The sequence below is a fragment of the Devosia sp. MDV22-iso42 genome (assembly GCF_058629155.1).
The window spans coordinates 494777-517265 of sequence record NZ_JBZVWR010000006.1 but is presented as its reverse complement, the minus strand read 5'-3'; the positions used below and the strand labels follow the sequence as shown (position 1 = coordinate 517265).

Sequence of the window (22489 nt, the reverse complement as noted above, 5' to 3'; positions counted from 1 at the left end):
CGGTTTATCCACACTGCTTCCACAGATTTTCAAGGAGTTGTCCACATGGTCAAAGCTATTCAGGTTGGGCTGGGACACTGGGGATTCAGCTGGACCAAGGAAGTTATCCCCAATGTTCCCACTGTTGAGATGGTGGGCTATGTGGATTCCAACCCCGAGGCGCTGGCCCGGGTCCAGGCCGAACTCGGCATTGCCGAGTCCAAGTGCTTTCTGAGCCTGGACGCTGCGATGCAGGCCGTCGAGCCGGACCTGGCCATCTGTACCCTGCGCACCGAGGCGCATTACCCGGTGGTCAAGCAGTGCCTTGAGCTGGGGCTCAACGTCATCGTCGAAAAACCCTTTGCCTCAACCATTGCCCAGGCCAAGGAACTGGTGGCTCTGGCGCGGGAACGGGGCAGGGTGCTGATGGTCAGCCAGAACTATCGCTTCCAGCCGGCGCCGATCGCGGCCGCCGAGTTGGTCGGGGCCGGCAAGTTCGGCCCGGTCAACCTGGTATCGATCGATTTCCGTCGCCACGCGCCCAGCCAGGGCTATCGCTACTGGGACATGCCCGATCCGCTGCTGGCGGACATGTCGATCCACCATTTCGACCTGATGCGCATGGTGCTGGGCGACGAGCCCAAGCGCGTCTCCTGCCGCACCTGGAACCCGGTCGGCAGCCCGTTCAACTTCCACCCCATCGGGGTGGCGACGCTGGAATTCGAAAAGGGCACCATCGTCTCCTATCGCGGCTCCTGGATGAGTTCTGGCCCGGTGACGCCCTGGGCCGGCGAATGGACCATGGATTGCTCGGAGGGCGAGATCATCTGGAGCTCGCGCGACCATTTCATGGGCGTGGCCGGACCGGACCGGCTGGCGCTGCGCGAGCGCGGCCAGGCGCTGCTGCCCACCGATCTCGCGCCGATCGGGCTGGCCGACCGCCGGGGCACGCTGGGCGCCATTGCCAAGGTGATCGAGACCGGCACCGTGCCGGCCCGCTTCAGCTCGGGCGCCGACAACCTGCATTCGCTGGCGCTGGTCCAGGCGACGATTCTGTCGGCCTCGCGCGGCGGCGACTGGGTCGAAATCGCCGAGATCATGCAATAGGCGAAGGCACTCTAAGCAAAAAGGCCGGGTTGAACTGGCCGCCCTCGGGAGCGATATAACGGGCACACTGCCCAGTCAGGACCTCAATTGGTTACGCTCATAGACAATTCCGCGCTCAAGCCCCGGCACCCTGAAAAGGCCAACCGGCCCGACAGCGTCGTGCTGCGCAAGCCCGACTGGATCCGCGTCCGCGCGCCGGGCTCGCCGGTCTACAAGGAAACCCAGGCCATTGTGCGCGAGCACGGCCTGGTAACCGTCTGCGAGGAGGCCGGCTGCCCCAATATCGGGGAATGCTGGAGCAAGAAGCACGCCACCATGATGATCATGGGCGAGATCTGCACCCGCGCCTGCGCCTTCTGCAATGTGCGCACCGGCATGCCGGGGCCTCTCGACCCGCGCGAACCCGAAAATGTCGCTCTGGCCGTCGAAAAGCTTGGCCTGCAGCATGTGGTGATCACCTCGGTCGACCGCGATGATTTGGCCGATGGCGGGGCGCAGCACTTTGCCGATGTGATCCTGGCCATCCGGGCGCGCAATCCACGCACGACCATCGAGATCCTGACACCCGACTTCCTGCGCAAGCCGGGGGCGCTGGAAATCGTCGTGGCGGCCAAGCCGGACGTGTTCAATCACAACCTCGAAACCGTGCCGTCCAACTATCTCAAGGTGCGCCCCGGCGCCCGCTACTTCCACTCGATCCGGCTGCTGCAGCGGGTCAAGGAACTCGACCCTACCATGTTCACCAAGTCCGGCATCATGGTGGGCCTGGGCGAGAAGCGTAACGAAGTGCTGGCGCTGATGGACGATCTGCGCACCGCCGATGTCGACTTCCTGACCATCGGCCAGTATCTGCAGCCGACCAAGAAGCACACGCCGCTGATCGAGTTCGTCACGCCCGACGAGTTCAAGTCCTATGCCACTGTCGCCACGGCCAAGGGCTTTTCGCTAGTCTCCTCGAGCCCGCTGACGCGCTCGTCACACCATGCTGGCGAGGATTTCGCCGCGCTCAAGGCCGCTCGATTGGCCAAATTGGGTCACTGATGAAACGGTTTTTCGAGCGGCACGTGCCGCATCTGCCCCAGCGCATGTTTGAGATCGTCGCCGATCTCAAGGACTATCCGCGCTTTATTGCCAACTGCAAGGCGATGGACGTCCGTCCCGATCCAGCCGCCGACGGCAAGACGCAGCTGGCCAGGATGACCCTGAGCTTTGGCCCGATCACCCAGGCCTATACCAGCCGGGTGACGGCCGATGCGCAGGCGCTGACCATTGCCGCCAAGGCCGTGGACGGTCCCTTTGCCTATCTCGACAGCCTCTGGCGCTTCGAGCCCGAGGGCATGGGCACGCGGGTGCGCTTCGAGATCGACTTCAAGATCTCCAACCCCTTCGTCGCCGCCATTGCCGAGCCGGCCTTTGCCGCCAAGCAGGAAGAAATCATGCAGGCCTTCAGCGACGAGGCCGACCGGCGGTTTGGCTAAAGCGTTTTCAGCACAAGTGGCTCCACTTTGCGGTTCGAAAACGCGACAATCCAAAGAGCTAGAGCCATTGAACCGTTTCAGACAAACGGTGAACTGCTCTAGGCGCTGGTCAGCACCTGCAGCACCAGATCAAGCGCTGCCTTGACGCTGGCCTGGCGGATTTCCGCCCTCCCGATATCGCCGAACTGGTGCTCGATGACCACGGTGGCCAGTTCGGTCGAGACCGCCACATAGACCAGTCCCACCGGCTTCTTGTCACTGCCACCATCCGGGCCGGCAATGCCGGTGACTGCCACGGCGTAATCGGCATGGGCGGTATTGCGGGCGCCGTCGGCCATGGCGCGGGCCACTTGGTTGCTGACCGCGCCATAGTCGCGGATCAGCCGGGCCTGCACATGGATCATGCGCGACTTGGCCTCATTGGCATAGGTGACATAGCCGCCGAAAAACGCCTTGGATGACCCGGGAATGTCGGTCAGCGCCGCGGCGATCAGGCCGCCGGTGCAGCTTTCGGCGGTAACGATGGTCTTGCCGGCCGCGCCGAGCAGGGTGATCACCTGCTGGGCGGGATCGGTTTGGTCTGTAGTCGCTGGTTTGAGGGCCATCAATCGACCCTCGGCACTTCGATACTTGCACTCGCCATGGCCACAATACCCTCCTCGCGCCCGGTGAAGCCGAGCTTCTCGCTTGTTGTCGCCTTGACCGCGATGCGGGCAGGCGCAATGCCCAATGTCTGCGCAATGATCCCCCGCATTGCCGGCACGTGCGGGGCAATCTTGGGTCCTTCGCAGACGATTGTCACGTCCAGATTGACGATGCGACCACCGGCCTGGGCGACCAGTTCGCCGGCATGCTTGAGAAAGAGGGTGGAAGCCGCACCTTTCCATTCCATATCGCTGGGCGGGAAGTGCACGCCGATATCGCCGGCGCCGATGGCGCCATACAGCGCGTCAGTCAGCGCATGCAGGGCGACGTCGGAATCGGAATGGCCATTGAGCTTGAATTTATGGGGAATGCGCACCCCGCCCAGCCAGACATGGTCGCCCGGCTCGAAGGAGTGCACGTCAAAGCCGGTGCCGATGCGGGTCTCCATGGTCACGTCTCCAGCCAGCAGGCGTTCGGCCCGGGCGAAATCCTCGGGATGGGTAATCTTGATATTGTCGCGGTGCCCGCCAACCATGGCGACGCGCAGGCCGGCCCATTCGGCGATCTCGGCATCGTCGGTGAACTGACGGCGGATGGTCGAGGCGCGCATATGCGCCGAGAATACCTGGCCGAAGCGGAAGCCCTGCGGCGTCTGGGCAGCAAAGAGCTGGGCACGATCCTCGGTCGTGGCGACCCGCTGGCCATCGAGCGAGCGCTTGATGGTATCGGTGACCGGCGCCACGGGCAGGGCGCCATCATGGTGTTCAAGCGCGGCGATGACATTGTCGATCACCGCTGGGGATGCAAAGGGCCGCGCCGCATCCTGGATCAGCACCAGATCGGGGCGCCGCGGGGCCAGTGCCTGCAGGCCCGCCAGCACCGAAGCCTGCCGGTCGCTACCCCCGGCGATGGGTGGCAGCAGGCGCGCATCGGCAAGCCCAAGCGCGGCATAGCGTTGGCCGTGGTCAGGGTGAATGACGGTCAGCACGGAGCTGACCTGGGGATGAGCCAGGAAGGCGCCGATGGTGCGGCTCAGCACGGGCACGCCGCCAATCGGGCGATACTGCTTGGGATCGGCCGACGCATCCGCGCTGGCGCGCTCTCCCTTGCCGGCCGCCACGATGATCACGGCAATGGATTTTTCAGACATGGAGCGGCGCACTCGGACAAGAAACAGTCACATAAAGCTGGTCTAGCGCTGGCTTACTTATGCGGCAAGTGCAGGGCTGCCGAACGCGCACAATGCCCATAAAGGGGATTGCGCCTGAAGCGCTTTTGACTATTGTGCGGGCATATTTTTGTCGTTGACCATTTCTGGGGCAGTTTTGTGTCTGAAGGTGCCTGCAAGTTAAGCATCGGAAGCCATGTGGCGCATAACAGCGCCTTCCTCGCCCCGATGGCTGGCATTACCGACCTGGCCTTCCGCAAGCAGGCCGAACGGCACGGCGCCGGCATGGTTGTATCAGAAATGATCGCCAGCAATGCCCTGGCCACCGGCAACAAGGAAATGACCCGCCGGCTGGGCAAGCCCGCGCGGCTGCCGCATATGGTGCAGCTGGCCGGCTGCGAGGCCGAGTGGATGACGCGCGGGGCCAAGCTGGCTTATGACGCCGGCGCCGACATCATCGATATCAATTTCGGCTGCCCCTCCAAGCGGGTGACCAACGGCTTTGCCGGTTCGGCGCTGATGCGCGTGCCCGACCAGGCCATGCGGCTGGTCGACGCCGTGGTCGCGGCGACGCCGCTGCCGGTAACGGTGAAGATGCGGCTCGGCTGGGACGATGACAGCCTCAATGCCGCCGATATGGCGCGCCGGGCCGTCGATGCCGGCGTGCAGATGATTTCCGTGCATGGCCGCACGCGCCAGCAATTCTACAAGGGCAGTGCCCGCTGGGAGCTGGTGCGCGCCGTGGTGGACGCCGTCAACGTACCCGTCGTGGTCAATGGCGACATCACCGACCTGGCGGCCGCGCGCGAGGCGCTGCTGCTGTCCGGTGCCGCCGCCGTCATGCTCGGGCGCGGGGCCCAGGGCCAGCCCTGGCGGGTCGGCCAGATCGGCGCCGGGTTGGCCGGGCAGCTGGCGGCACCGCCGCCGCAGGGCGCGGCGCTGGTGGCGCTGATCTGCGAGCATTACGAAGACATGCTGGGCGAATATGGCATTGCCGTCGGCCTGCGGGCCGCCCGCAAGCATCTGGGCTGGTATGCCGAGGCAGCCGGCGTCGGGCTCGACAAGCCGGCACGCACGGCCCTTCTCAACAGTGAAACCCCGGCCGAGGTGCTGAGCATGATCCGCTCGATCTTTGCCGATGACCGGAAAGCGGCAGCATGAGTGTGGAACAGGCCAAGCGCGGCGTGTCGGAAGTGGCCTCGTCGGCCGTGCTGCAGGCCCTGCCGCAGCCGATCATCGTCTGTGGCGAAGACCGCCAGATCGTTTTCGTGAACTACGCGGCCGAGGCGTTTTTCGGCGCCTCGCTGAGCGTGTTGGTCCGCCAGAAGCTCGATGACCTGATCGCCTTTGGCTCGCCCATCATCAGCCTGGTGGAAACCGTGGCGCTGCGGCGTGCGCCGATGACCGAATATCGCGTCCGGGTCGGCTCGTCCCGCTTCGGCGACGAGCGGGTCGCCGACGTCTTTGCCAGTCCGCTCTCGGACAGCGATGGCCGCATTGCCCTGCTGATCCAGGAGCGCACCATGGCCGACAAGATCGACCGCCAGATGGTGTCGCGCGGCGCCGCCCGCTCGGTAACGGGCCTGGCCTCCATGCTGGCCCACGAGATCAAGAACCCGCTCTCGGGCATTCGCGGCGCGGCGCAGTTGCTCGAGCAGACCGTCACCAGCGACGAGGTGCCGCTGGCCCGGCTGATCCGCGAGGAAACCGACCGCATCGTCCACCTGATCGACCGGGTGGAAGTGTTCGGCGACGAGCGCCCGATGGAGCGCGAGCCGATCAATATCCACGTCATCCTCGACCGGGTGAAACTGCTGGCGCGCAATGGCGTCGCCCGCGGCATTGCCTTTGCCGAGGAATATGATCCGTCTCTGCCGCCGGTCTATGGCAACCGCGACCAGCTGATCCAGGTCTTTCTCAACCTGGTCAAGAATGCCTCGGAATCGCTGGACCGGACGCAGAACCCCGAGATCAAGTTCTCGACTGCCTTCCGGCCGGGCATCCGCATTGCCGTGACGGGCGTGTCCGAGCGCATTTCGCTGCCGCTCGAGATCACCATCGAGGACAATGGTCCGGGCGTGCCGCCCGATATCCTGCCTTTCCTGTTTGATCCCTTCGTCACCACCAAACAGAACGGCTCGGGCCTCGGCCTGGCTCTGGTGGCCAAGATCGTCGGCGACCATGGCGGCGTCATCGATTGCGACAGCCGGCCGGGCCGCACCAAGTTCCGCATACTCCTTCCCGTTGCGAGCGGGGTCTTTCAAATTCCAGAAGAAGAGGGAATGGCACAATGAGCCATGTTGTCCTGCTCGCCGATGATGATGCGGCCATCCGCATGGTGCTCAACCAGGCACTGACCCGCGCCGGCTATGAGGTTCGCCCCACCGGCAATATCTCCACCATGTGGAACTGGGTCAGCCGTGGCGAAGGTGACATCCTGATCACCGACGTGGCCATGCCCGACGGCAATGCCTTCGAGGTCATGCCCAAGATCAAGAAGCTGCGCCCCGAGCTGCCGATGATCGTGATGAGCGCGCAGAACACCTTTATGACGGCCATCCGGGCGTCTGAAGTGGGCGCCTATGAATATCTGCCCAAGCCCTTCGACATTACCGAGGTGCTTTCGGTGGTGGCGCGCGCGCTGGCCGATGCCAAAAAGCCCACCAATGCCGACCGCCAGGCCGAAGAGCCGGGCGAGACCATGCCGCTGGTCGGCCGCTCGACCGCCATGCAGGACATCTACCGCGCCCTGGCGCGGCTGATGCAGACCGACCTGACGGTGATGATCACCGGCGAGAGCGGCACCGGCAAGGAACTGGTGGCGCGGGCGCTGCACGACTTCGGCAAGCGCCGCAACGGGCCTTTCGTGGCCATCAACATGGCCGCCATTCCGCGCGACCTGATCGAGGCCGAGCTGTTCGGCCACGAAAAGGGGGCCTTTACCGGCGCCAATACCCGATCGTCCGGCCGCTTCGAGCAGGCCGAGGGCGGCACGCTGTTCCTCGACGAGATCGGCGACATGCCCATGGATGCCCAGACCCGCCTGCTGCGCGTGCTGCAGGAGGGCGAATATACCATGGTCGGCGGGCGATCCTCGATCAAGACCAATGTGCGCATCGTCGCCGCCACCCATCGCGACCTCAGCCAGATGATCCGCCAGGGCCTGTTCCGGGAGGATCTCTACTACCGCCTCAACGTCGTGCCGATCCGCCTGCCGCCGCTGCGCGAGCGCATCGACGATGTCGGCGACCTGGCGCAGCATTTCCTCAAGGTGGCGCAGCGCGAAGGCGAGGCGATCAAGTCGATCTCGCCCGAAGCCATCAAGCTGATGCAGAACTATTCCTGGCCGGGCAATGTGCGCGAGCTGGAGAACCTGGTGCGGCGCCTGTCGGCCCTCTATGCCGACGAAAGCATCTCGGCCGAGATCGTGCAGAACGAGCTCAACATCGTCGAGCGGCCGTCCTCCAACGGCTCCACCGGGCCGGTAGACGTCTCCATGGCGGTCGAAACCCATGTCGGGCAGGTGCTGCGCGAATATGAGCCCAACCTGCCGCCCCCGGGGCTCTATCAACGGGTGATCGACAAGGTTGAGGCCCCGCTGATCGCCATGGCGCTCAATGCCTGTGGCGGCAACCAGATCAAGGCAGCTGACCTGCTCGGCCTCAACCGCAATACGCTGCGCAAGAAGATCCGCACCCACAGCATCGAGATCGTCAAGCACAGCCGGCGCAGCTGACACCCGCCCCTTAGGCGGCGTCGATGATGTCCCGCCGGCGGCGACGCTCGCTCAGCGCCAGCATCAGGCCCGCGGCCACCACGAAGAAGGCGCCCACATAGACCGTGGGTGCCGGCATTTCGCCCCAGAACAGATAGCCGAAGACGAAGCTCCACATCAGCGCGCCGTATTCCACCGTGCCCAGCACGCTTGCCGGCACGGCGCGGGCCGCTTCGACCACGGTGAACTGGCCCAGGCCACCCACGAGGCCCGCGGCGATGCAGAGGGCGATCTCGCGCGGCCCCATGGCCTGCCAGAACGGCAGAGAAATCGCGCCCATCAGCACGAAATGGATGCCGTTCTGCGCCAGCACCTGCACCAGGGTGCGGTCGCTGCGCGATATGGTGCGCATCAGGATCATGGCCACGGCCCAGCACAGAGCGGCCGCCAGCACCATCAGCACCGGCCAGCCGATGGCAAAGCCGCTCGGATTGGCGGCCACGATGATGCCGAAAAAGCCGATCGCGGCGCCCCCGACCCGCGCCAGCGTCAGCTGTTCGCGCAGGAAGATCACCGCCAGCACGGTGGTCAGCACCGGCGCGAGATAATAGAGCGTCGTCATCTCGGCCAGCTGCAGGTGGCGGCCGGCGCTGTAATACATCACCCAGGCCGACATCGTCATGAGCCCACGCCCCAGCATGCGGTTGCCCGAGTGCAAGAGATCGACCACGACCTGTCGTCGGCCGATGGCCAGGCAGATGGCGATGATGACCAGGCTGCGGAAGAACAGGATCTGCGGCGCGGGCAGGGTGAAGACCACGGCCTTGACCATGGCGTCATGCAGGGCAAACAGCGAATAGGCGGCGATACCCAATGTCATGCCGGCCAGGCTGGCAGCTTCGACGCGGGCAGGGGCGGGGGCGGACACCGGGGGACTCTGTGCTGAAGGACGCACAAGATGTGCCCGGTGGCGGCGCCGTTGTCGAGGGGGATAGGCAGGCGACGCGGTCAATCTCGCTTCTTCGGCCCCAGAGCTTGAACCTAAGCGCTCAGAGTGGTTTAAGCCCGATGGCCGGGAACCCTTCGAACGTAGCTGTTCGGGCGTCCGACCCGTCAAAACGCGTCACCGGCACGTTTTTGCGGCGCAGCCGGCGGATGGATTGTGCCTGTGACCTACCTGGGCCCTGCGAGCATAGCTCTTCGGGCCTGACGACCTAAAATCGCGCCACCGGCGCGATTTGGCGCGGAGCGCCGGTCATCAGTGTCACATTTTGGCAACATTTGTCTTGAAGGGTCCGCCGAATTACGGCAGGCTCGCCGCCTGCGGCGGAGATGGAGTGCCCTCGGGCATTGATGAGTGAAGTAACAGCGATTGAAGACGAGCCGATGCGGGTGCAGGGCGATGCGGGCAAACCTGCGCGCGTACCGCTGTTCAGCATGCACAGCAATGCTCCCCTGCGCGTGCTCGGCTTTGTCGTGGTCGTCGCCTCGGTGCTGATGTCCTCGATCTCCTTCCTGATCCTGTCGGGCACCACCAATATCGAACCATCCACCACCATGTGGACGGTGATCTGGATCGTCACCGGCCTGCTGGTCCTGCTGATGATCGCCCTGGTGCTGACCGAGGCCATGCTGCTTTTCCAGGCTCGCATGCGCAAGCAGGCGGGCGCGGGCATGCAGATCCGCATGGTGACCATGTTTGCCCTGGTGGCCGCGATTCCGGCCGCCATCGTCGCCGTGGTGGCCACTATCGCGCTCAACCAGGGGCTGGACCAGTGGTTCAGCGAACGCACCAGGGCCATGGTGGAGAGTTCGCGCCTGGTGGCCCGCTCCTACATGCTCGAACACGCCCAGGTGCTGCGCGACGACATCATCTGGACCGCCACCGAGCTCGAACAGGCCAAGGCCACCTATGACACCGACCCGGCCCGCTTCCAGGGCATTCTCACCGCCCTTGCGGTAACCCGCTCGCTGCCCTTCACCTCGCTGGTCAAGGCCGATGGCGAAACCCTGATGCGGGCGCAGATCGCCGTGCAGGGCGCCTATCCCGCGCTGCCCGAGGGCATTACCACCGGGCTGGTGGAGGGCGTGCCGGCCGCCATTGCGCCCGGACGGGTGAACCTGGTCGGCTCGGTGATCAAGCTGCGCGGCTATGACGACACCTATCTCTTCGTGGCGCGGCCGGTGGAAGCCGAAGTGCTCGAATATATGCGGCTGACCGACGAGAACATCACCGAATACCGCCAATATGCCTCCAATCGGCTGGTCTTCCAGATCACCTTCACCATCATGTATGTCGGCCTCGCCGTGGTGCTGCTGCTGGCTGCCCTGTGGATCGGCATCGCTTTGGCCAATCGCTTCGTCGATCCCATCCGCAACCTGATGATTGCCTCGACCCGCGTGCGTGGCGGCGATCTCGACGTGCAGGTGCCGGTGCAGGAGGGTCGTGGCGACCTGCGTGACTTGTCTAACGGTTTCAACCGGATGACGCAGCAACTTAAACATCAGCGCGAAGCCTTGCTGGCCGCCAATGAAATGAACGAAAAGCGCCGCCAGTTCACCGAGGCAGTGGTGGAGGGCGTGTCGGCGGGCATTATCGGGCTTGATCCCTTCGGTACGGTGACGCTGGTCAATGCGCGCGCCTGCGAAATGCTGGAGCGCGATGAGATCGGGCTGATGGGCGAACGCATCGAGGTGGTCATGCCGCAGCTGGCGCCCATTCTCGAACGCGCCCGTTCGGCCCGCCGCGGCCAGGTGCGCGACCAGATCCACCTTGGCAACGAGACCGATCGCCGGACCTATCAGGTGCAGTTGACGCGCGAGGGCTCGATCACCGAATCCAAGGGCTATGTGCTGACCTTTGACGACATTACCGACCTCGAATCGGCGCAGCGCACCAGCGCCTGGGCCGACGTGGCGCGCCGCATCGCCCATGAGATCAAGAACCCGCTGACGCCGATCCAGCTCTCGGCCGAGCGCCTGCGCCGCCGCTACGGCAGCCGGCTGGAGGACGATCGCGAGATTTTCGACAAATGCATCAATACCATCGTGCGGCAGGTGGGTGATATCGGCCGCATGGTCGACGAGTTCTCCGCCTTTGCCCGCATGCCCGAGGCGGCGCCGGAAATCGCCGATCTCTCCGACACGGTGCGCCAGGCGGTGTTCCTCGAAAGCGTACGGCTGCCCGAGATTGCCATCACCACCATCCTGCCGGACGAGCCGATCCTGGCCTGGTGCGACACACGGCTGATCTCCCAGACCCTGACCAATCTGATCAAGAACGCCGTGGAGGCCTTCGAGACGGTCGACCGCAGCGAGGAACTGCAGCCCAGCATCACCGTTGAAGGCCATATCGAGGGCAATCATGCGCGCATTTCGGTATCGGACAATGGCAAGGGCTGGCCCAAGGAAAACCGGCAGCGCCTGCTCGAACCCTATATGACCACACGCGAAAAGGGCACCGGACTGGGCCTGGCCATCGTGGCCAGGATCATCGAACAGCATGGCGGCATCGTCGAACTGGTCGATGCCGAGCCGGACGCCAGCGGGCGGATCGGCGCCTGCGTCACCTTCACGCTGCCTTTGCAGGCTCCCAACAAACCATCAGTGGCGGAGGCGTCGGCCGAACCGGCCGTCCAAATCGCCCAACAGAAGGAGCCGCTGGTTGCAGCGGCGGTTCACAAGTAATGGCTCTTGATATTCTCATTATCGACGACGAAGACGACATCCGCGACCTGATTGCCGGCATCCTGGAAGATGAGGGCTTTGAAGCCCGCCAGGCGCATGACGCCGACAGTGGACTCAACGAAATCGCCCGGCGTCGGCCCAGCCTTGTGTTTCTCGACATCTGGATGCAGGGCTCGCGCCTCGACGGGCTGCAACTGCTCGATGTGCTGCAGAGCCAGCATCCGGACATGCCGGTGGTGATGATTTCCGGTCATGGCAATGTCGAGACCGCCGTCTCGGCGATCCGGCGCGGCGCCTATGACTATATCGAAAAGCCCTTCAAGATCGACCGGCTGCTGCACATCACCCAGCGCGCCATGGAGGCCACCCGGCTGCGCAACGAAGTCGCCGAACTGCGCGAGCGCTCGGCCAGCAAGAACATCGACATGGTCGGCACCTCGGGCGCGCTGCAGACCGTCCGCGGCATCATCGAGAAATCGGCGCCGACCAATTCGCGCATCTTCATTTCCGGCCCCTCGGGCGCTGGCAAGGGCCTCGTCGCCCGGATGATCCATCAGCGCAGTCCGCGCGCCGATTCGCCCTTTGTCGAGATCAATGCCTCGCTCTACGCCCCCGAGGAGGTCTCGGTGGTGCTGTTCGGCCGCGAAGTTCGCGAAAAGACCGGCATTCTCAAGGTCGAGGTCGGGGCGCTGGAAAAGGCCCATGGTGGCACGCTCTACCTGTCCGAGGTGACCACACTGCCGCCGGCGACGCAGGCCGTGCTGCTGCGCACCTTGGTGGAAAACCGCTTCAACCGCGTCGGCGGCACCCAGGCCGTGCCCATCGACGTGCGCATCATCGCCTCCAGCTCGCAGAACGTGGCGGCACAGGTCGAGAGTGGGGAATTCCGCTCGGACCTGTTTCATCGCCTCTCCATCGTGCCGCTGCCGCTCAGCCCGCTCAAGGAACGCCGCGAAGACGTGCCGCCTCTGGTCCAGGTCTTCATCGAGCAGGTGGCCCGCATGCACAATCTGCAGCGGCTGGCGGTCGGTTCGGATGCCATGGCGGTGCTGCAGGCGCAGGAATGGCCTGGCAATGCGCGGCAATTGCGCAATTCCATCGAGCGCCTGCTGATCCTGATGAAGGATCAGCAGCCCGAGGACGGCGTCATCACCGCCGCCATGCTGCCCTCCGATATCGGTGAAGTGCTGCCCACCGTGGGCGACACCGATGCCTCGGCCCATCTGATGAGTCTGCCGCTGCGCGACGCCCGCGAAGTGTTCGAGCGGCAATATCTGTTGGCCCAGATCGAGCGCTTCGGCGGCAATATTTCCAAGACCGCCGAATTTGTCGGCATGGAGCGCAGCGCCCTGCATCGCAAGATAAAGTCGCTTGGGCTCTAGAAGAAAGGACAATATTACCGATCTACCATGCAGCCGGGGCGGGTAGGCACGAAACGGGTTGTGTGCAATAGTCAACATTGTGTGGTGAATGCACATGGCGGGCTGGGCGGCAGTCCGCAGGCGCACCGGCGCCACGACAACAGCGACAGACAATGCCGCGAAAAAGAGGCCTAAATGGCGAACGAAAAGCAACAAAACCTTCAGGACTCCTTCCTCAATCACGTTCGCAAGCAGAAGGTGCCGGTCACGATCTTCCTCGTGAATGGCGTCAAGCTGCAGGGCGTGATTACCTGGTTTGACAATTTCTGCCTGCTGCTGCGCCGCGATGCGCAGTCGCAACTGGTCTACAAGCATGCAATCTCCACGATCATGCCAGGGGCCCCCATCCAGCTGTTCGATCCCGAGCAGAACCAAGACAGCGACTAACGAGTTTTCATGAACGAATTCGACGACGAAGACGGGGCCGTCCAGAAGGGCGGCCCGCAGGCGTTTATTGATCAGCGCGACCAGCCGTTCCGGGTTGGCATCGTTGTGCCGGACACGCGCGGCCAGCAGTCCCGCCACGCCATCGACGCCCGGCAGGCCGAGTTCGAGGGCCTCGCCGCCGCCATTGCCCTCGATGTGATCTTTTCCGAAGTGGTCAAGGTGCGCGAGATCAAGCCGGCGACCTTTATCGGCGGCGGCCACACCGAGACGCTCAAGGCGCGGGTCAAGGAAGACAAGATCGACCTGCTGCTGATCGATTGCCAGCTGACCGCGATCCAGCAGCGCAACCTTGAAACCGAGACCGGCGCCAAGGTGCTCGACCGCACCGGGCTGATCCTGGAAATCTTCGGCGACCGCGCCGCCACCCGTGAAGGCGTGCTGCAGGTCGAACTGGCGCATCTGAACTATCAGAAGGGCCGCCTGGTGCGGTCCTGGACCCACCTTGAGCGCCAGCGCGGCAGTGGCGGCAGCGGCTTCATGGGCGGCCCCGGCGAAACCCAGATCGAAAGCGACCGACGCCAGATCATGGATCGCATCGTCTTGCTCGAAGACCGGCTGGAAAAGGTCAAGAAGACCCGCATGCAGCAGCGGGCGCAGCGGAGCGGCACGCCGATCGTCGCGCTGGTCGGTTATACCAATGCCGGTAAATCCAGCATTTTCAATGCCTTGACGCATTCCGAAGTCTTCGCCAAGGACCTGCTGTTTGCCACGCTCGACACCACGGTGCGCAAGCTGACACTGCCGCATGGCCGCGAGATCATGCTCAGCGATACGGTGGGCTTCGTCGCCGACCTGCCGACCGACCTGGTGGCCGCCTTCCGCGCCACGCTGGAAGAGGTGCTGGATGCTGACGTGATCCTGCATGCCCGCGACGTCGCCAATCCCGACCATCTGGCGCAGGCGCATGACGTCATCGGCGTGCTGGCCGATCTGGGCGTCTCACCGGAAACCACGCCGATTATCGAAGTATGGAACAAGATCGACCTGCTGGGGCAGGGGCCGTTGGCGCTCGAAGATGCGCTGGCCAATGTGACCCCGGCCGGCAAGGTGGCCAAGGTGGTGCCGGTGTCCGCGGTGACGGGGCAGGGCATGGATGAGCTGCTGCTGGCCATCGAGACGGCTTTGGGCGAGAAAAGCCGCACCTATCACGTGCATGTGCCGCATTCGGCTGGCGGCGATATCGGCTGGCTGCACTCGCATACCGAGGTGATCGCGCGCGACGAACCGACCGAGCAGGGCACCGGCTTTGAGGTGCGGGTCGAACCGCGGCACAAGACGGCCTTCCTCGAACGCTTCAACGGCCGCATCGACAGCTCGGACGCCTAGTGGCATCAATCAATCACCCAGTAGACCTCATAACCACGAGGTCTACTGGGTGATGCCGTCTGATTACACCTTGTCTGCCGCCCTGATCTCGTTCCAATAGCCATCGAGCCGCTCGAGGCCGGCCTCGGCCGGGGCAATGTTGTCTTCGCGGCAGCGCGCCTCGACATGGTGGAAGCGCCGGGTGAACTTGAGGTTGGCGTCGCGCAGCGCGCCTTCGGCATCGACACCGGCCTTGCGCGCCAGATTGGCTACGGCAAACAGCAGGTCGCCGATTTCCTCATGCACGGCGGCCTGGTCGCCACTGGCATGGGCCTCGGCCACCTCGCCCAGCTCTTCCTCCACCTTGGCCACGACCGAGGCCAGATCGGGCCAGTCGAAGCCGACCTTGGCGGCACGCTTGGTCAGCTTTTCGGCCCGGGCCAGAGCCGGCAGCACCTGAGGCACATCGTCGAGCAGGGAAGGGGTGGCGTCGCCCCGTCGGGCGGCCTTGGCGGCGCGTTCCTCGACCTTGATGGCCTCCCAGCGCCCCTTGGCCATCTCGGCATTCTGGGCCGCATCGGCGCCAAAGACGTGTGGATGGCGGCGGATCAGCTTCTGGGTAATGCCGAAGATGACGTCGCCAATGTCGAAATGGCCGGCCTCGCTGGCCATCTGCGCGTGGTAGATCGGCTGCAGCAGCAGATCGCCCAGTTCCTCGCGGAGATCGCCCATGTCGTTGCGCTCGATGGCGTCGGCCACCTCATAAGCCTCCTCGATCGTATAGTGGCGGATGGAGGCAAAGTCCTGCTCCAGATCCCAGGGACAGCCGCCATCGGGATTGCGCAAGGCGGCCATGATCTCGATGAGGCGGGAAATGTCGCGTGAGGGCTGCATGACGGGCTCGGGTTCTGGAGAAGTAATGCCCTCAGCCTAACAGGCCCGGTGGCCGCGCGTCCCGCAATTGCCGGGCTTTTCCAGAGAACTCGGGGAGCCCAGGGGCGGAGCCGGGCGAGGGGGCCCGGCTCCCGGTTTGTCAGTGCATCTGCTTCTGGCCGTTGACGGCGATGCGGCGGACCTTGGACTGCGCATCTGCCGATTTCGGCAGGGTCACCGTCAGCACGCCGTTCTTGAACGCCGCCTCCACCTTGTCTTCTTCCACCTCGACGCGCAGCGGGATGCGGCGCTCGAAGCGGCCATAATAGCGTTCGGAGAATTGCCGCGCCTGGTCCTGGCTCTCGGCGCGTTTCTCACCGCGCAGCGTCAGCACGCCATCGTCGAGCAGCACCTCGATATCCTTCTCCTCCAGACCGGCAATTTCGGCTGTTACCGTGATCTGGTTCCCGGTCTCGGCGATCTCCACGCTCGGCCAGGCCGCGCCGAACGCTGCCATGGGGGCAAATCCGGGCAGCCGCGCGTCGAAGTCGCGGAACACATCGTCAAACAGCCGGTTGACCTCGCGATGCAGCGACAGGAAAGGATTGTCGTCGCTGCCGCGATAGGGGGCGGGGGCCTGGTTGCTGTTGCGGCCCCAGGGAATAAGATCACGTACACTCATCTGATTTCTCCTTTTGTCGTGGAATTGCCGGAGCGATCCTCCGGCGCCGTTGTCATGCTGGCCCGACGCGGGTCTAAGCGGCCTGTGGCTCGGGCGCGAGCTGGAGCGGGCTGGCGGCAGTGCGTGCCGCAGCTGTGCCGATCTCGATACGGCGCGGCTTGCTGGCCTCGGGGATCTCCCGCTTGAGATCGATGGTCAGCAGGCCATTGATCGCCGTGGCGCCGGCGACCCTGACATGGTCGGCCAGTTCGAAACGGCGCTGGAAGCTGCGGCCGGTCAGGCCGCGATGCAGATATTGCGCGCTGTCCTCACCGGATTTCTGCCCGCTGACCATCAGCAGGTTGGGCTCATGCGTCACCGTCAGCTCGTCCGGCGCAAAGCCGGCAACCGCCATGACGATCTGGTAGTCGTCGTCGCCGAGCTTGACGATGTCATAGGGCGGCCAGGTATCGACCACCGGCACACGACTGGCATTGTCGAGCAGGTTGAACAGCCGGTCAAAGCCGATGCTCGACCGGTACAGGGGTGAAAAATCGAGGTTCGTCCTCATAACCACATCCTCCTTGAGCAACATGGATTTGAGAGGCGGGATGGACTCGCGCCTCCCAGTTTTACCGCCGGGCCCATCCGGGCCACCGGCACACTTGATTTTGGCGGGCCTCAGGCCGTTTCAAGAGGGGTCGCGCAAAAAATCGTCACGGCGGTGGTCGGTGGAGACGCCGTTCAACACCGGCGCGAACAGGTGGTGACGGATCGCCGCACAACGGGCCAGGCAAAACAAGATGAGGGGACGGTGGGCAGCAGACCAATCCAACTCACCGCTCCCCCAAATACCCATATCCGCAATTCGCATAATATATATTATGGAACTATCGGATGCGTGAAACTGGCAGAAAAGCTGGGTTTTGCCTGTACGACCTAGCACGAACCTCGGCGAGCCGCTGCACGGCATAGTCGTCTTTCCAGCACACGGCTGCCTCCCATGCGGCGGAAGCCTGCGCTGCGATGTCATTGCTGGCACCGTCCAGACCCGCAGCATTGTGCGGCAGGACCAGGTCGAGATCGGCCACGTCGACATGGGCCTCATCCCAGTCGATCAGTGCCACGCGCTCGGCGACGCGGCGCCGGTCAGCCTCCGTCGCGGGCAGCCCGCCATCCATTCAATCCAGAGGGCCCAAAAGCGCAGCCGCGCGCGCCTTTGCCAGCTTGCCGCCGTCCGGCACAAGAATCCGATGGACAGATTTGACCGTTTGGTCAAAACTCACCTGACTGACCAGCCTGTCACTGACTTTGGAGGAAGACGTGCGCTTTGGCTACAAGGCTTCGGCCGAACAGTTTTCACCCAATAATCTGCTCAAATTTGCCATCGAGGCCGAGCAGGCCGGCTTCGATTCGGTCTTTGTCAGCGATCATTTCCAGCCCTGGAAACATACCGATGGCCATGCGCCATTCGCGCCGGCCTGGATGGCCGCGGTGCTGGCCAAGACCGACCGCGTCGTGCTGGGTACATCCGTGCTGACACCGACCTTCCGGCTGCATCCGTCGGTGGTGGCACATGCCTTCGGCACGCTGGGCGCGATGTTTCCCGGCCGCGTCATCCTGGGTGTCGGCACCGGGGAATCGCTCAATGAAGTGCCATCGACCGGCATGGTCTGGCCCGAGCTCAAGGAACGTTCGGCGCGGCTGCGCGAGGCCGTGGCGCTGATCCGCCAGCTCTGGAGCGAGGATCGCGTCAGTTTCGACGGCGAATTCTACAGGACGCAGAACGCCACCATCTATGACAAGCCCGACGACATGGTGCCGATCTATCTGGCCGCCGGCGGGCCGCTCAACGCCAAATATGCCGGCCGCGCCGGCGACGGCTTCATCTGTACCTCCGGCAAGGGCGCAGAGCTCTATGTCGACCAGCTGCTGCCCAATGTGGCGCTGGGCCGCGCCGACTCGCCGCTCAAGGACAAGCCCTTCGAGCGCATGATCGAGGTCAAAGTCTCGTTCGATACCGATCCGGAAGCGGCGCTGAACAATACCCGCGGCTGGGCGGCCTTGTCGCTGAGCGCCGAGGAAAAGCATTCGATCGAGGACCCGGCCGAAATGGAACGACTGGCGGCGCAGCTGCCGATTGAGCGCATCGCCAAGCGCTGGATCGTCTCGAGCGATCCCGAAGAGCATGTGGCGGCGATCAAGACCTATATGGACTACGGCTTCGACCACTTGGTGTTCCACGCGCCGGGCGACGACCAGAGCCGGTTTCTCGCGCTTTATGCCCAGGAAATCCTGCCGCGCCTGCGGGCCCTGGCGCCGGCCGGGCACTAGCCCCCTCCCCTGATACGGATCTGAGCCATGCATGTGCCGCGATATAGTGTGTGGGGTATTCCGGGGTTGCCCGAAGTCGCCGCCGGCGACGATCTGGTCGGCCTGATCGTTGACGCCGTTGCAGCGCAGGCCCGGGACGATGCAGAGGCGGCTTTGCGCGATGGCGACATTCTCGTCGTCACCAGCAAGATCGTCTCCAAGGCTGAGGGGCAGCAGTTTCCCGCCAGCCAGCGCGAGCAGATGATCGCCCAGGAAACCGTGCGCGTCGTGGCCGAACGGGTGCATCCGGGTGGTGTGACGCAGATCGTCGAGACAAGGCACGGCCTGATCATGGCGGCGGCAGGCATCGATACCTCCAATGTGCCCGAGGGCGTGGCGCTGCGGCTGCCGGTCGATCCCGATGCCTCGGCGCGGGCGCTGTGTGACGGCCTGCAGGCGCGGCTTGGCCGGCGCCTGGGCATCATCATCACTGATACGCTCGGCCGGCCGTGGCGCGTCGGGCAGACCGATGTCGCCATCGGCGCGGCCGGCGTCGTCGTCACCGACGACATGCGCGGCGGCGTCGACGCCAATGGCAGGCCGCTGCAGGTGACCATTACCGTGCTGGCCGACGAGCTTGCCGGTGCTGCCGACCTGGTCAAGGGCAAGGTCAGCGGCATCCCGGTGGCCGTGGTGCGCGGCCTGGCGCGCCTCGTCACCGACAAGGCCACGCCCGGCGCCCGCTCGCTGGTGCGCTCGGTCGATGACGACATGTTCCGCTTCGGCTCGGCCGAGGCCTACCGGCTCGGCTATGACGCCGCGCTTGCCGAAACGCGCGATGGCGGCCAGATCGCCGCTGCCGCGCCCCGCGTCAAACAACAGCAGGATTGATCCATGCGTGTCTCCTTCCATCTGGTCGCTTTTGCCGGCCTGGCCCTGTCCGTCGCCCCGGCCTGGGCCCAGACCAGTTATCCCCTGACCATCGCCAATTGCGGGGTCGACCTGACCCTGCCGGCCGCGCCGCAGCGCGTGGTGACCATCAAGTCGACCGCGACCGAAATGCTGCTGGCGCTCGGCCTCGGCGACCGCATTGTCGGCGTCGGCTTCCAGGATGGCCCGGTGCCCGAGCCCTGGGCGGCGGCGGGCGCCGGCCTGCCGGTCCTGGAGGAAAAGCTGCCCTCCCAGGAAGTGGTGCTCGAAGCCGAGCCGGACTTCGTCTATGGCGGCTGGGAGAGCAATTTTGCCGCTGACGGCGTCGGCGAACGCGCAAGCCTTACCGAACTGGGCATTGCCAGCTATGTCTCGCCAGCGGCCTGTCGGTCCATCAAACCGGTCAAGCTGAGTTTTGACGGTCTCTTCGCCGACATTGCCGAAATGGGCACCATCTTTGATGTCAGGCCGGCCGCCGAGGCACTGGTCGCCGAACAGAAGGCAGAACTGGCTACCATCGCTTCAGACAGCCGCGGCCTGACCGCCGTCTGGTATTCCTCGGGCACCAAGGCGCCCTATGTCGGCGCCGGCAGCAATGCGCCGGCCATGATGATGGCAGCGCTCGGTCTAGACAATATCATGGGCGACGTCGATGACGGCTGGATCTCGGCGAGCTGGGAAGCCATTGTCGACGCCAATCCCGACGTCATCGTGCTGGTCGACGCCGCCTGGAATTCGGCGGCGCAGAAAAAGACCCTGCTGGCCGAAAACCCCATCACCAGCCAGCTCGATGCTGTCCTGCATGAGCGCTATCTGGTCGTGCCATTTCCCGCTTCCGAAGCCGGGATACGCAATGTCGGCGCCACGGCGGACATGGCGGCGCAACTGGCGGCGCTGACCTTCGACCAGTGACCATGATGCGAGGCCCACAGATCGCGCTGCGCGTCGGCCTGTGGGCTTTGCTGGCTGCCTCCATTGTGCTGGCGGTGACCTTCGGTCCCGCCGACATTGCCCCGCATGAAGTCTGGCAGACCATCGCCCATCATCTCGGCCTGCCGCTGCAATCCGAGGTCACCCGGCTGCGCGATGCCATTGTCTGGGAGCTGCGCCTGCCGCGCGTGCTGGTCGCCGCCGGCATTGGCGCGGGCCTGGCGCTGTGCGGCGCCATCATGCAGGCGCTGACCCGCAACCCGCTGGCCGATCCCTATCTGCTGGGCCTCTCGTCCGGCGCCTCCTTCGGCGCGGTGACCTTCCTGCTGGCCGGCGCCGCCCTGCTGATGCCGGTCGGGGCCTTTCTCGGCGCCGGCGCGGCGATGGCGCTGACCCTGCTGATGACGCGGCTGCTGGGCGGCGCCACGCCGTCGCGCGCCATCCTGGCCGGTATTGCCGTCTCCTCCTTGGCGGCAGCGGCGACATCCTTCCTGATCTTCTGGTCGGCGACGGGCGATTCCTATCGGGAAATCCTGAGCTGGCTGATGGGCTCGCTAAGCGGCACCACCTGGGCCGATGCGGGCATCGTCACAGCAGCGGTGCTGCTGCTCGGCCTGCCCATGCTGCTGGCCGGACGGGCGCTCGACGCCTTTGCCTTTGGCGACAATGCAGCCGCAACGCTGGGCATCGACGTCGTGCGGCTGCGCTGGCTGCTGCTGGGCGCGACGGCGCTGCTGACCGGCGCCCTGGTTGCCGTCGGCGGCGCCATCGGCTTTGTCGGCCTGATCATTCCCCATGTGGTGCGGTTGGGCACCGGCTCGCGCCACCGGCTGCTGCTGCCGGTGGCCATGCTGCTGGGCGCCAGCTTCATGATCTGGACCGATACGGCGGCGCGCAGTCTGTTCGCGCCGCGCGAACTGCCGGTAGGCATCATCACGGCGCTGCTGGGCGCGCCGATTTTCCTGCTGGTCCTGCTGCGCTACCGGCGGGCCACATGAGCGCGGGCCTGCAGGTCGACGCCGTCACCCTGCGCGCCGGTCTGGCCGTGCTGCTCGACGCCGTTAGTTGCCAGGCGCATAGTGGCCGGCTGACCGGTCTGATCGGCCCCAATGGCGCCGGCAAGTCCACACTGATGCGGGCCGCTCTGGGCCTGCTGCCATTGCAGCGAGGACGCATCACCTTTGACAATGCCGACCTGCCAGGGATGAACCGGCGGGTCCGGGCGCAACTCAGCGCCTTTGTCGAGCAGAGCGGCGCAGCAGAGGTGCAGTTGACCGCCCGCGAGGTCGTTGCCCTGGGGCGCATTCCCTTCCAGTCGATCTGGCAGGCAGCCCCCTCCCCCGCCGACGATATGGCCGTCGACGCGGCCCTGGCGGATGTGGGCATGGGAAGCTTTGCCGAGCGGGCCTATCACACGCTGTCGGGGGGCGAACAACAGCGGCTGCAGGTGGCCCGTGCCCTGGCGCAGGCGCCGCAACTGCTGATCCTCGACGAACCGACCAATCATCTCGATGTGCAGGCCCAGTTGAGCATACTGAACCTGCTGCGACGCCGGGCCCGCGCGGGTGCTACTGTGCTGCTGGCACTGCATGACCTCAACCTGGCCGCGGCGTTCTGCGATGAACTGGTGGTGCTGCAGCATGGTCGCGTGGTGGCGCAGGGTGCGCCGGAAGCCGTGCTGACCCCGGCTCTGCTGCACGATGTCTATGGCGTGCGGGCCAGCCTGCTGCGCCATCCCGGCACGGGCCGGCCGATGATCGCCTATGACATGCCCTCCGAATGACGTTCGGCACTGAAAGGCAATTGACATTGGCGCGGCGCGGAACCAGA

The 22489-nt window shown here is 64.9% G+C and carries 21 protein-coding genes and 1 pseudogene; 15 read left to right on the top strand and 7 right to left on the bottom strand.

Going from position 1 to position 22489, the window contains the following annotated elements; translation table 11 throughout:
• Window positions 1-45: 45 nt before the first annotated feature.
• The 3 genes from AC4NN3_RS04170 to AC4NN3_RS04160 all read left to right on the top strand — a co-directional run bounded on the left by AC4NN3_RS04170 (window position 46) and on the right by AC4NN3_RS04160 (window position 2564).
• A complete protein-coding gene (locus AC4NN3_RS04170) occupies window positions 46-1086 on the top strand; it encodes a Gfo/Idh/MocA family protein (RefSeq protein WP_491925844.1) in 1041 nt (346 codons plus the stop codon).
• Between the two features lie 87 nt (window positions 1087-1173).
• Window positions 1174-2127 carry a lipoyl synthase gene (gene lipA / locus AC4NN3_RS04165; RefSeq protein ID WP_491925843.1) on the top strand — a complete coding sequence of 318 codons (954 nt, stop codon included), beginning with the start codon at window positions 1174-1176 and terminating at the stop codon, window positions 2125-2127.
• The gene (locus tag AC4NN3_RS04160; RefSeq protein WP_491925842.1) at window positions 2127-2564 is read left to right on the top strand and encodes a type II toxin-antitoxin system RatA family toxin; all 438 of its coding nucleotides are present in this window, start codon (window positions 2127-2129) and stop codon (window positions 2562-2564) included. Before lipA ends, AC4NN3_RS04160 begins: the two co-directional genes overlap by 1 nt.
• A 98-nt stretch (window positions 2565-2662) precedes the next feature.
• Here AC4NN3_RS04160 and AC4NN3_RS04155 read toward each other — a convergent pair whose 3' ends face one another.
• Both AC4NN3_RS04155 and AC4NN3_RS04150 read right to left on the bottom strand, forming a co-directional pair.
• A complete protein-coding gene (locus AC4NN3_RS04155; RefSeq protein ID WP_491925841.1) occupies window positions 2663-3169 on the bottom strand; it encodes a CinA family protein in 507 nt (168 codons plus the stop codon).
• Complete coding sequence (locus AC4NN3_RS04150; protein WP_491925840.1) at window positions 3169-4359, bottom strand: bifunctional 2-C-methyl-D-erythritol 4-phosphate cytidylyltransferase/2-C-methyl-D-erythritol 2,4-cyclodiphosphate synthase; 1191 nt, start codon at window positions 4357-4359, stop codon at window positions 3169-3171. Before AC4NN3_RS04150 ends, AC4NN3_RS04155 begins: the two co-directional genes overlap by 1 nt.
• Window positions 4360-4575: 216 nt before the next feature.
• Between AC4NN3_RS04150 and dusB the strand changes: the two genes are divergently transcribed.
• The 3 genes from dusB to ntrC are packed head-to-tail and all read left to right on the top strand — an operon-like array spanning window position 4576 to window position 8113.
• Complete coding sequence (dusB, locus tag AC4NN3_RS04145) at window positions 4576-5538, top strand: tRNA dihydrouridine synthase DusB (protein ID WP_491925839.1); 963 nt, start codon at window positions 4576-4578, stop codon at window positions 5536-5538.
• The gene (locus AC4NN3_RS04140; protein WP_491925838.1) at window positions 5535-6671 is read left to right on the top strand and encodes a two-component system sensor histidine kinase NtrB; all 1137 of its coding nucleotides are present in this window, start codon (window positions 5535-5537) and stop codon (window positions 6669-6671) included. Before dusB ends, AC4NN3_RS04140 begins: the two co-directional genes overlap by 4 nt.
• Window positions 6668-8113, top strand: a complete 1446-nt coding sequence (gene ntrC, locus AC4NN3_RS04135; protein WP_491925837.1) for a nitrogen regulation protein NR(I) — start codon at window positions 6668-6670, stop codon at window positions 8111-8113. Before AC4NN3_RS04140 ends, ntrC begins: the two co-directional genes overlap by 4 nt.
• Window positions 8114-8123: 10 nt before the next feature.
• Here the strand turns inward: ntrC and AC4NN3_RS04130 are convergent, their stop codons facing one another.
• Window positions 8124-9020 carry a DMT family transporter gene (locus tag AC4NN3_RS04130; protein ID WP_491925836.1) on the bottom strand — a complete coding sequence of 299 codons (897 nt, stop codon included), beginning with the start codon at window positions 9018-9020 and terminating at the stop codon, window positions 8124-8126.
• Between the two features lie 425 nt (window positions 9021-9445).
• Here AC4NN3_RS04130 and AC4NN3_RS04125 point away from each other — a divergent pair, with 425 nt between their 5' ends.
• From AC4NN3_RS04125 to hflX, 4 genes are all read left to right on the top strand, one after another.
• The gene (locus AC4NN3_RS04125; RefSeq protein WP_491925835.1) at window positions 9446-11779 is read left to right on the top strand and encodes a sensor histidine kinase NtrY-like; all 2334 of its coding nucleotides are present in this window, start codon (window positions 9446-9448) and stop codon (window positions 11777-11779) included.
• On the top strand, window positions 11779-13161 hold the full coding sequence (gene ntrX / locus AC4NN3_RS04120; RefSeq protein WP_491925834.1) for a nitrogen assimilation response regulator NtrX: 1383 nt from the start codon (window positions 11779-11781) through the stop codon (window positions 13159-13161). The genes AC4NN3_RS04125 and ntrX overlap by 1 nt, the downstream gene beginning before the upstream one ends.
• A 174-nt stretch (window positions 13162-13335) precedes the next feature.
• Window positions 13336-13587 (top strand): RNA chaperone Hfq, encoded by a 252-nt coding sequence (gene hfq, locus AC4NN3_RS04115; RefSeq protein ID WP_193335964.1) that lies wholly within the window; start codon window positions 13336-13338, stop codon window positions 13585-13587.
• Between the two features lie 9 nt (window positions 13588-13596).
• Entirely contained in the window at window positions 13597-14973 is a 1377-nt protein-coding gene (gene hflX, locus AC4NN3_RS04110; RefSeq protein WP_491925833.1) for a GTPase HflX, read from the top strand.
• A 63-nt stretch (window positions 14974-15036) separates the two neighbouring features.
• Here hflX and mazG read toward each other — a convergent pair whose 3' ends face one another.
• The 4 genes and pseudogenes from mazG to AC4NN3_RS04090 all read right to left on the bottom strand — a co-directional run.
• Complete coding sequence (gene mazG / locus AC4NN3_RS04105; RefSeq protein WP_491925832.1) at window positions 15037-15846, bottom strand: nucleoside triphosphate pyrophosphohydrolase; 810 nt, start codon at window positions 15844-15846, stop codon at window positions 15037-15039.
• A 139-nt stretch (window positions 15847-15985) separates the two neighbouring features.
• Window positions 15986-16507, bottom strand: coding sequence for an Hsp20/alpha crystallin family protein (locus tag AC4NN3_RS04100; protein ID WP_491925831.1), 522 nt, complete (start codon window positions 16505-16507; stop codon window positions 15986-15988).
• Between the two features lie 73 nt (window positions 16508-16580).
• Window positions 16581-17057 carry an Hsp20 family protein gene (locus tag AC4NN3_RS04095; RefSeq protein ID WP_491925830.1) on the bottom strand — a complete coding sequence of 159 codons (477 nt, stop codon included), beginning with the start codon at window positions 17055-17057 and terminating at the stop codon, window positions 16581-16583.
• 319 nt (window positions 17058-17376) lie between these two features.
• Window positions 17377-17625: pseudogene (locus AC4NN3_RS04090) on the bottom strand (hypothetical protein); the annotation flags it as partial.
• A 184-nt stretch (window positions 17626-17809) separates the two neighbouring features.
• Here AC4NN3_RS04090 and fgd point away from each other — a divergent pair.
• From fgd to AC4NN3_RS04065, 5 genes are read left to right on the top strand one after another with little or no spacing between them, the layout of a single operon-like run.
• On the top strand, window positions 17810-18820 hold the full coding sequence (gene fgd, locus AC4NN3_RS04085; protein WP_491925829.1) for a glucose-6-phosphate dehydrogenase (coenzyme-F420): 1011 nt from the start codon (window positions 17810-17812) through the stop codon (window positions 18818-18820).
• 27 nt (window positions 18821-18847) lie between these two features.
• Window positions 18848-19690 carry a coenzyme F420-0:L-glutamate ligase gene (gene cofE / locus AC4NN3_RS04080; protein ID WP_491925828.1) on the top strand — a complete coding sequence of 281 codons (843 nt, stop codon included), beginning with the start codon at window positions 18848-18850 and terminating at the stop codon, window positions 19688-19690.
• Window positions 19691-19693: 3 nt separating this feature from the next.
• The gene (locus tag AC4NN3_RS04075) at window positions 19694-20641 is read left to right on the top strand and encodes a putative F420-0 ABC transporter substrate-binding protein (protein ID WP_491925827.1); all 948 of its coding nucleotides are present in this window, start codon (window positions 19694-19696) and stop codon (window positions 20639-20641) included.
• A 2-nt stretch (window positions 20642-20643) separates the two neighbouring features.
• Window positions 20644-21657, top strand: a complete 1014-nt coding sequence (locus tag AC4NN3_RS04070) for a putative F420-0 ABC transporter permease subunit (RefSeq protein WP_491925826.1) — start codon at window positions 20644-20646, stop codon at window positions 21655-21657.
• Window positions 21654-22442: an ABC transporter ATP-binding protein gene (locus tag AC4NN3_RS04065; RefSeq protein ID WP_491925825.1), complete on the top strand. Its 789-nt coding sequence runs from the start codon at window positions 21654-21656 to the stop codon at window positions 22440-22442. Before AC4NN3_RS04070 ends, AC4NN3_RS04065 begins: the two co-directional genes overlap by 4 nt.
• Window positions 22443-22489: the final 47 nt, after the last annotated feature.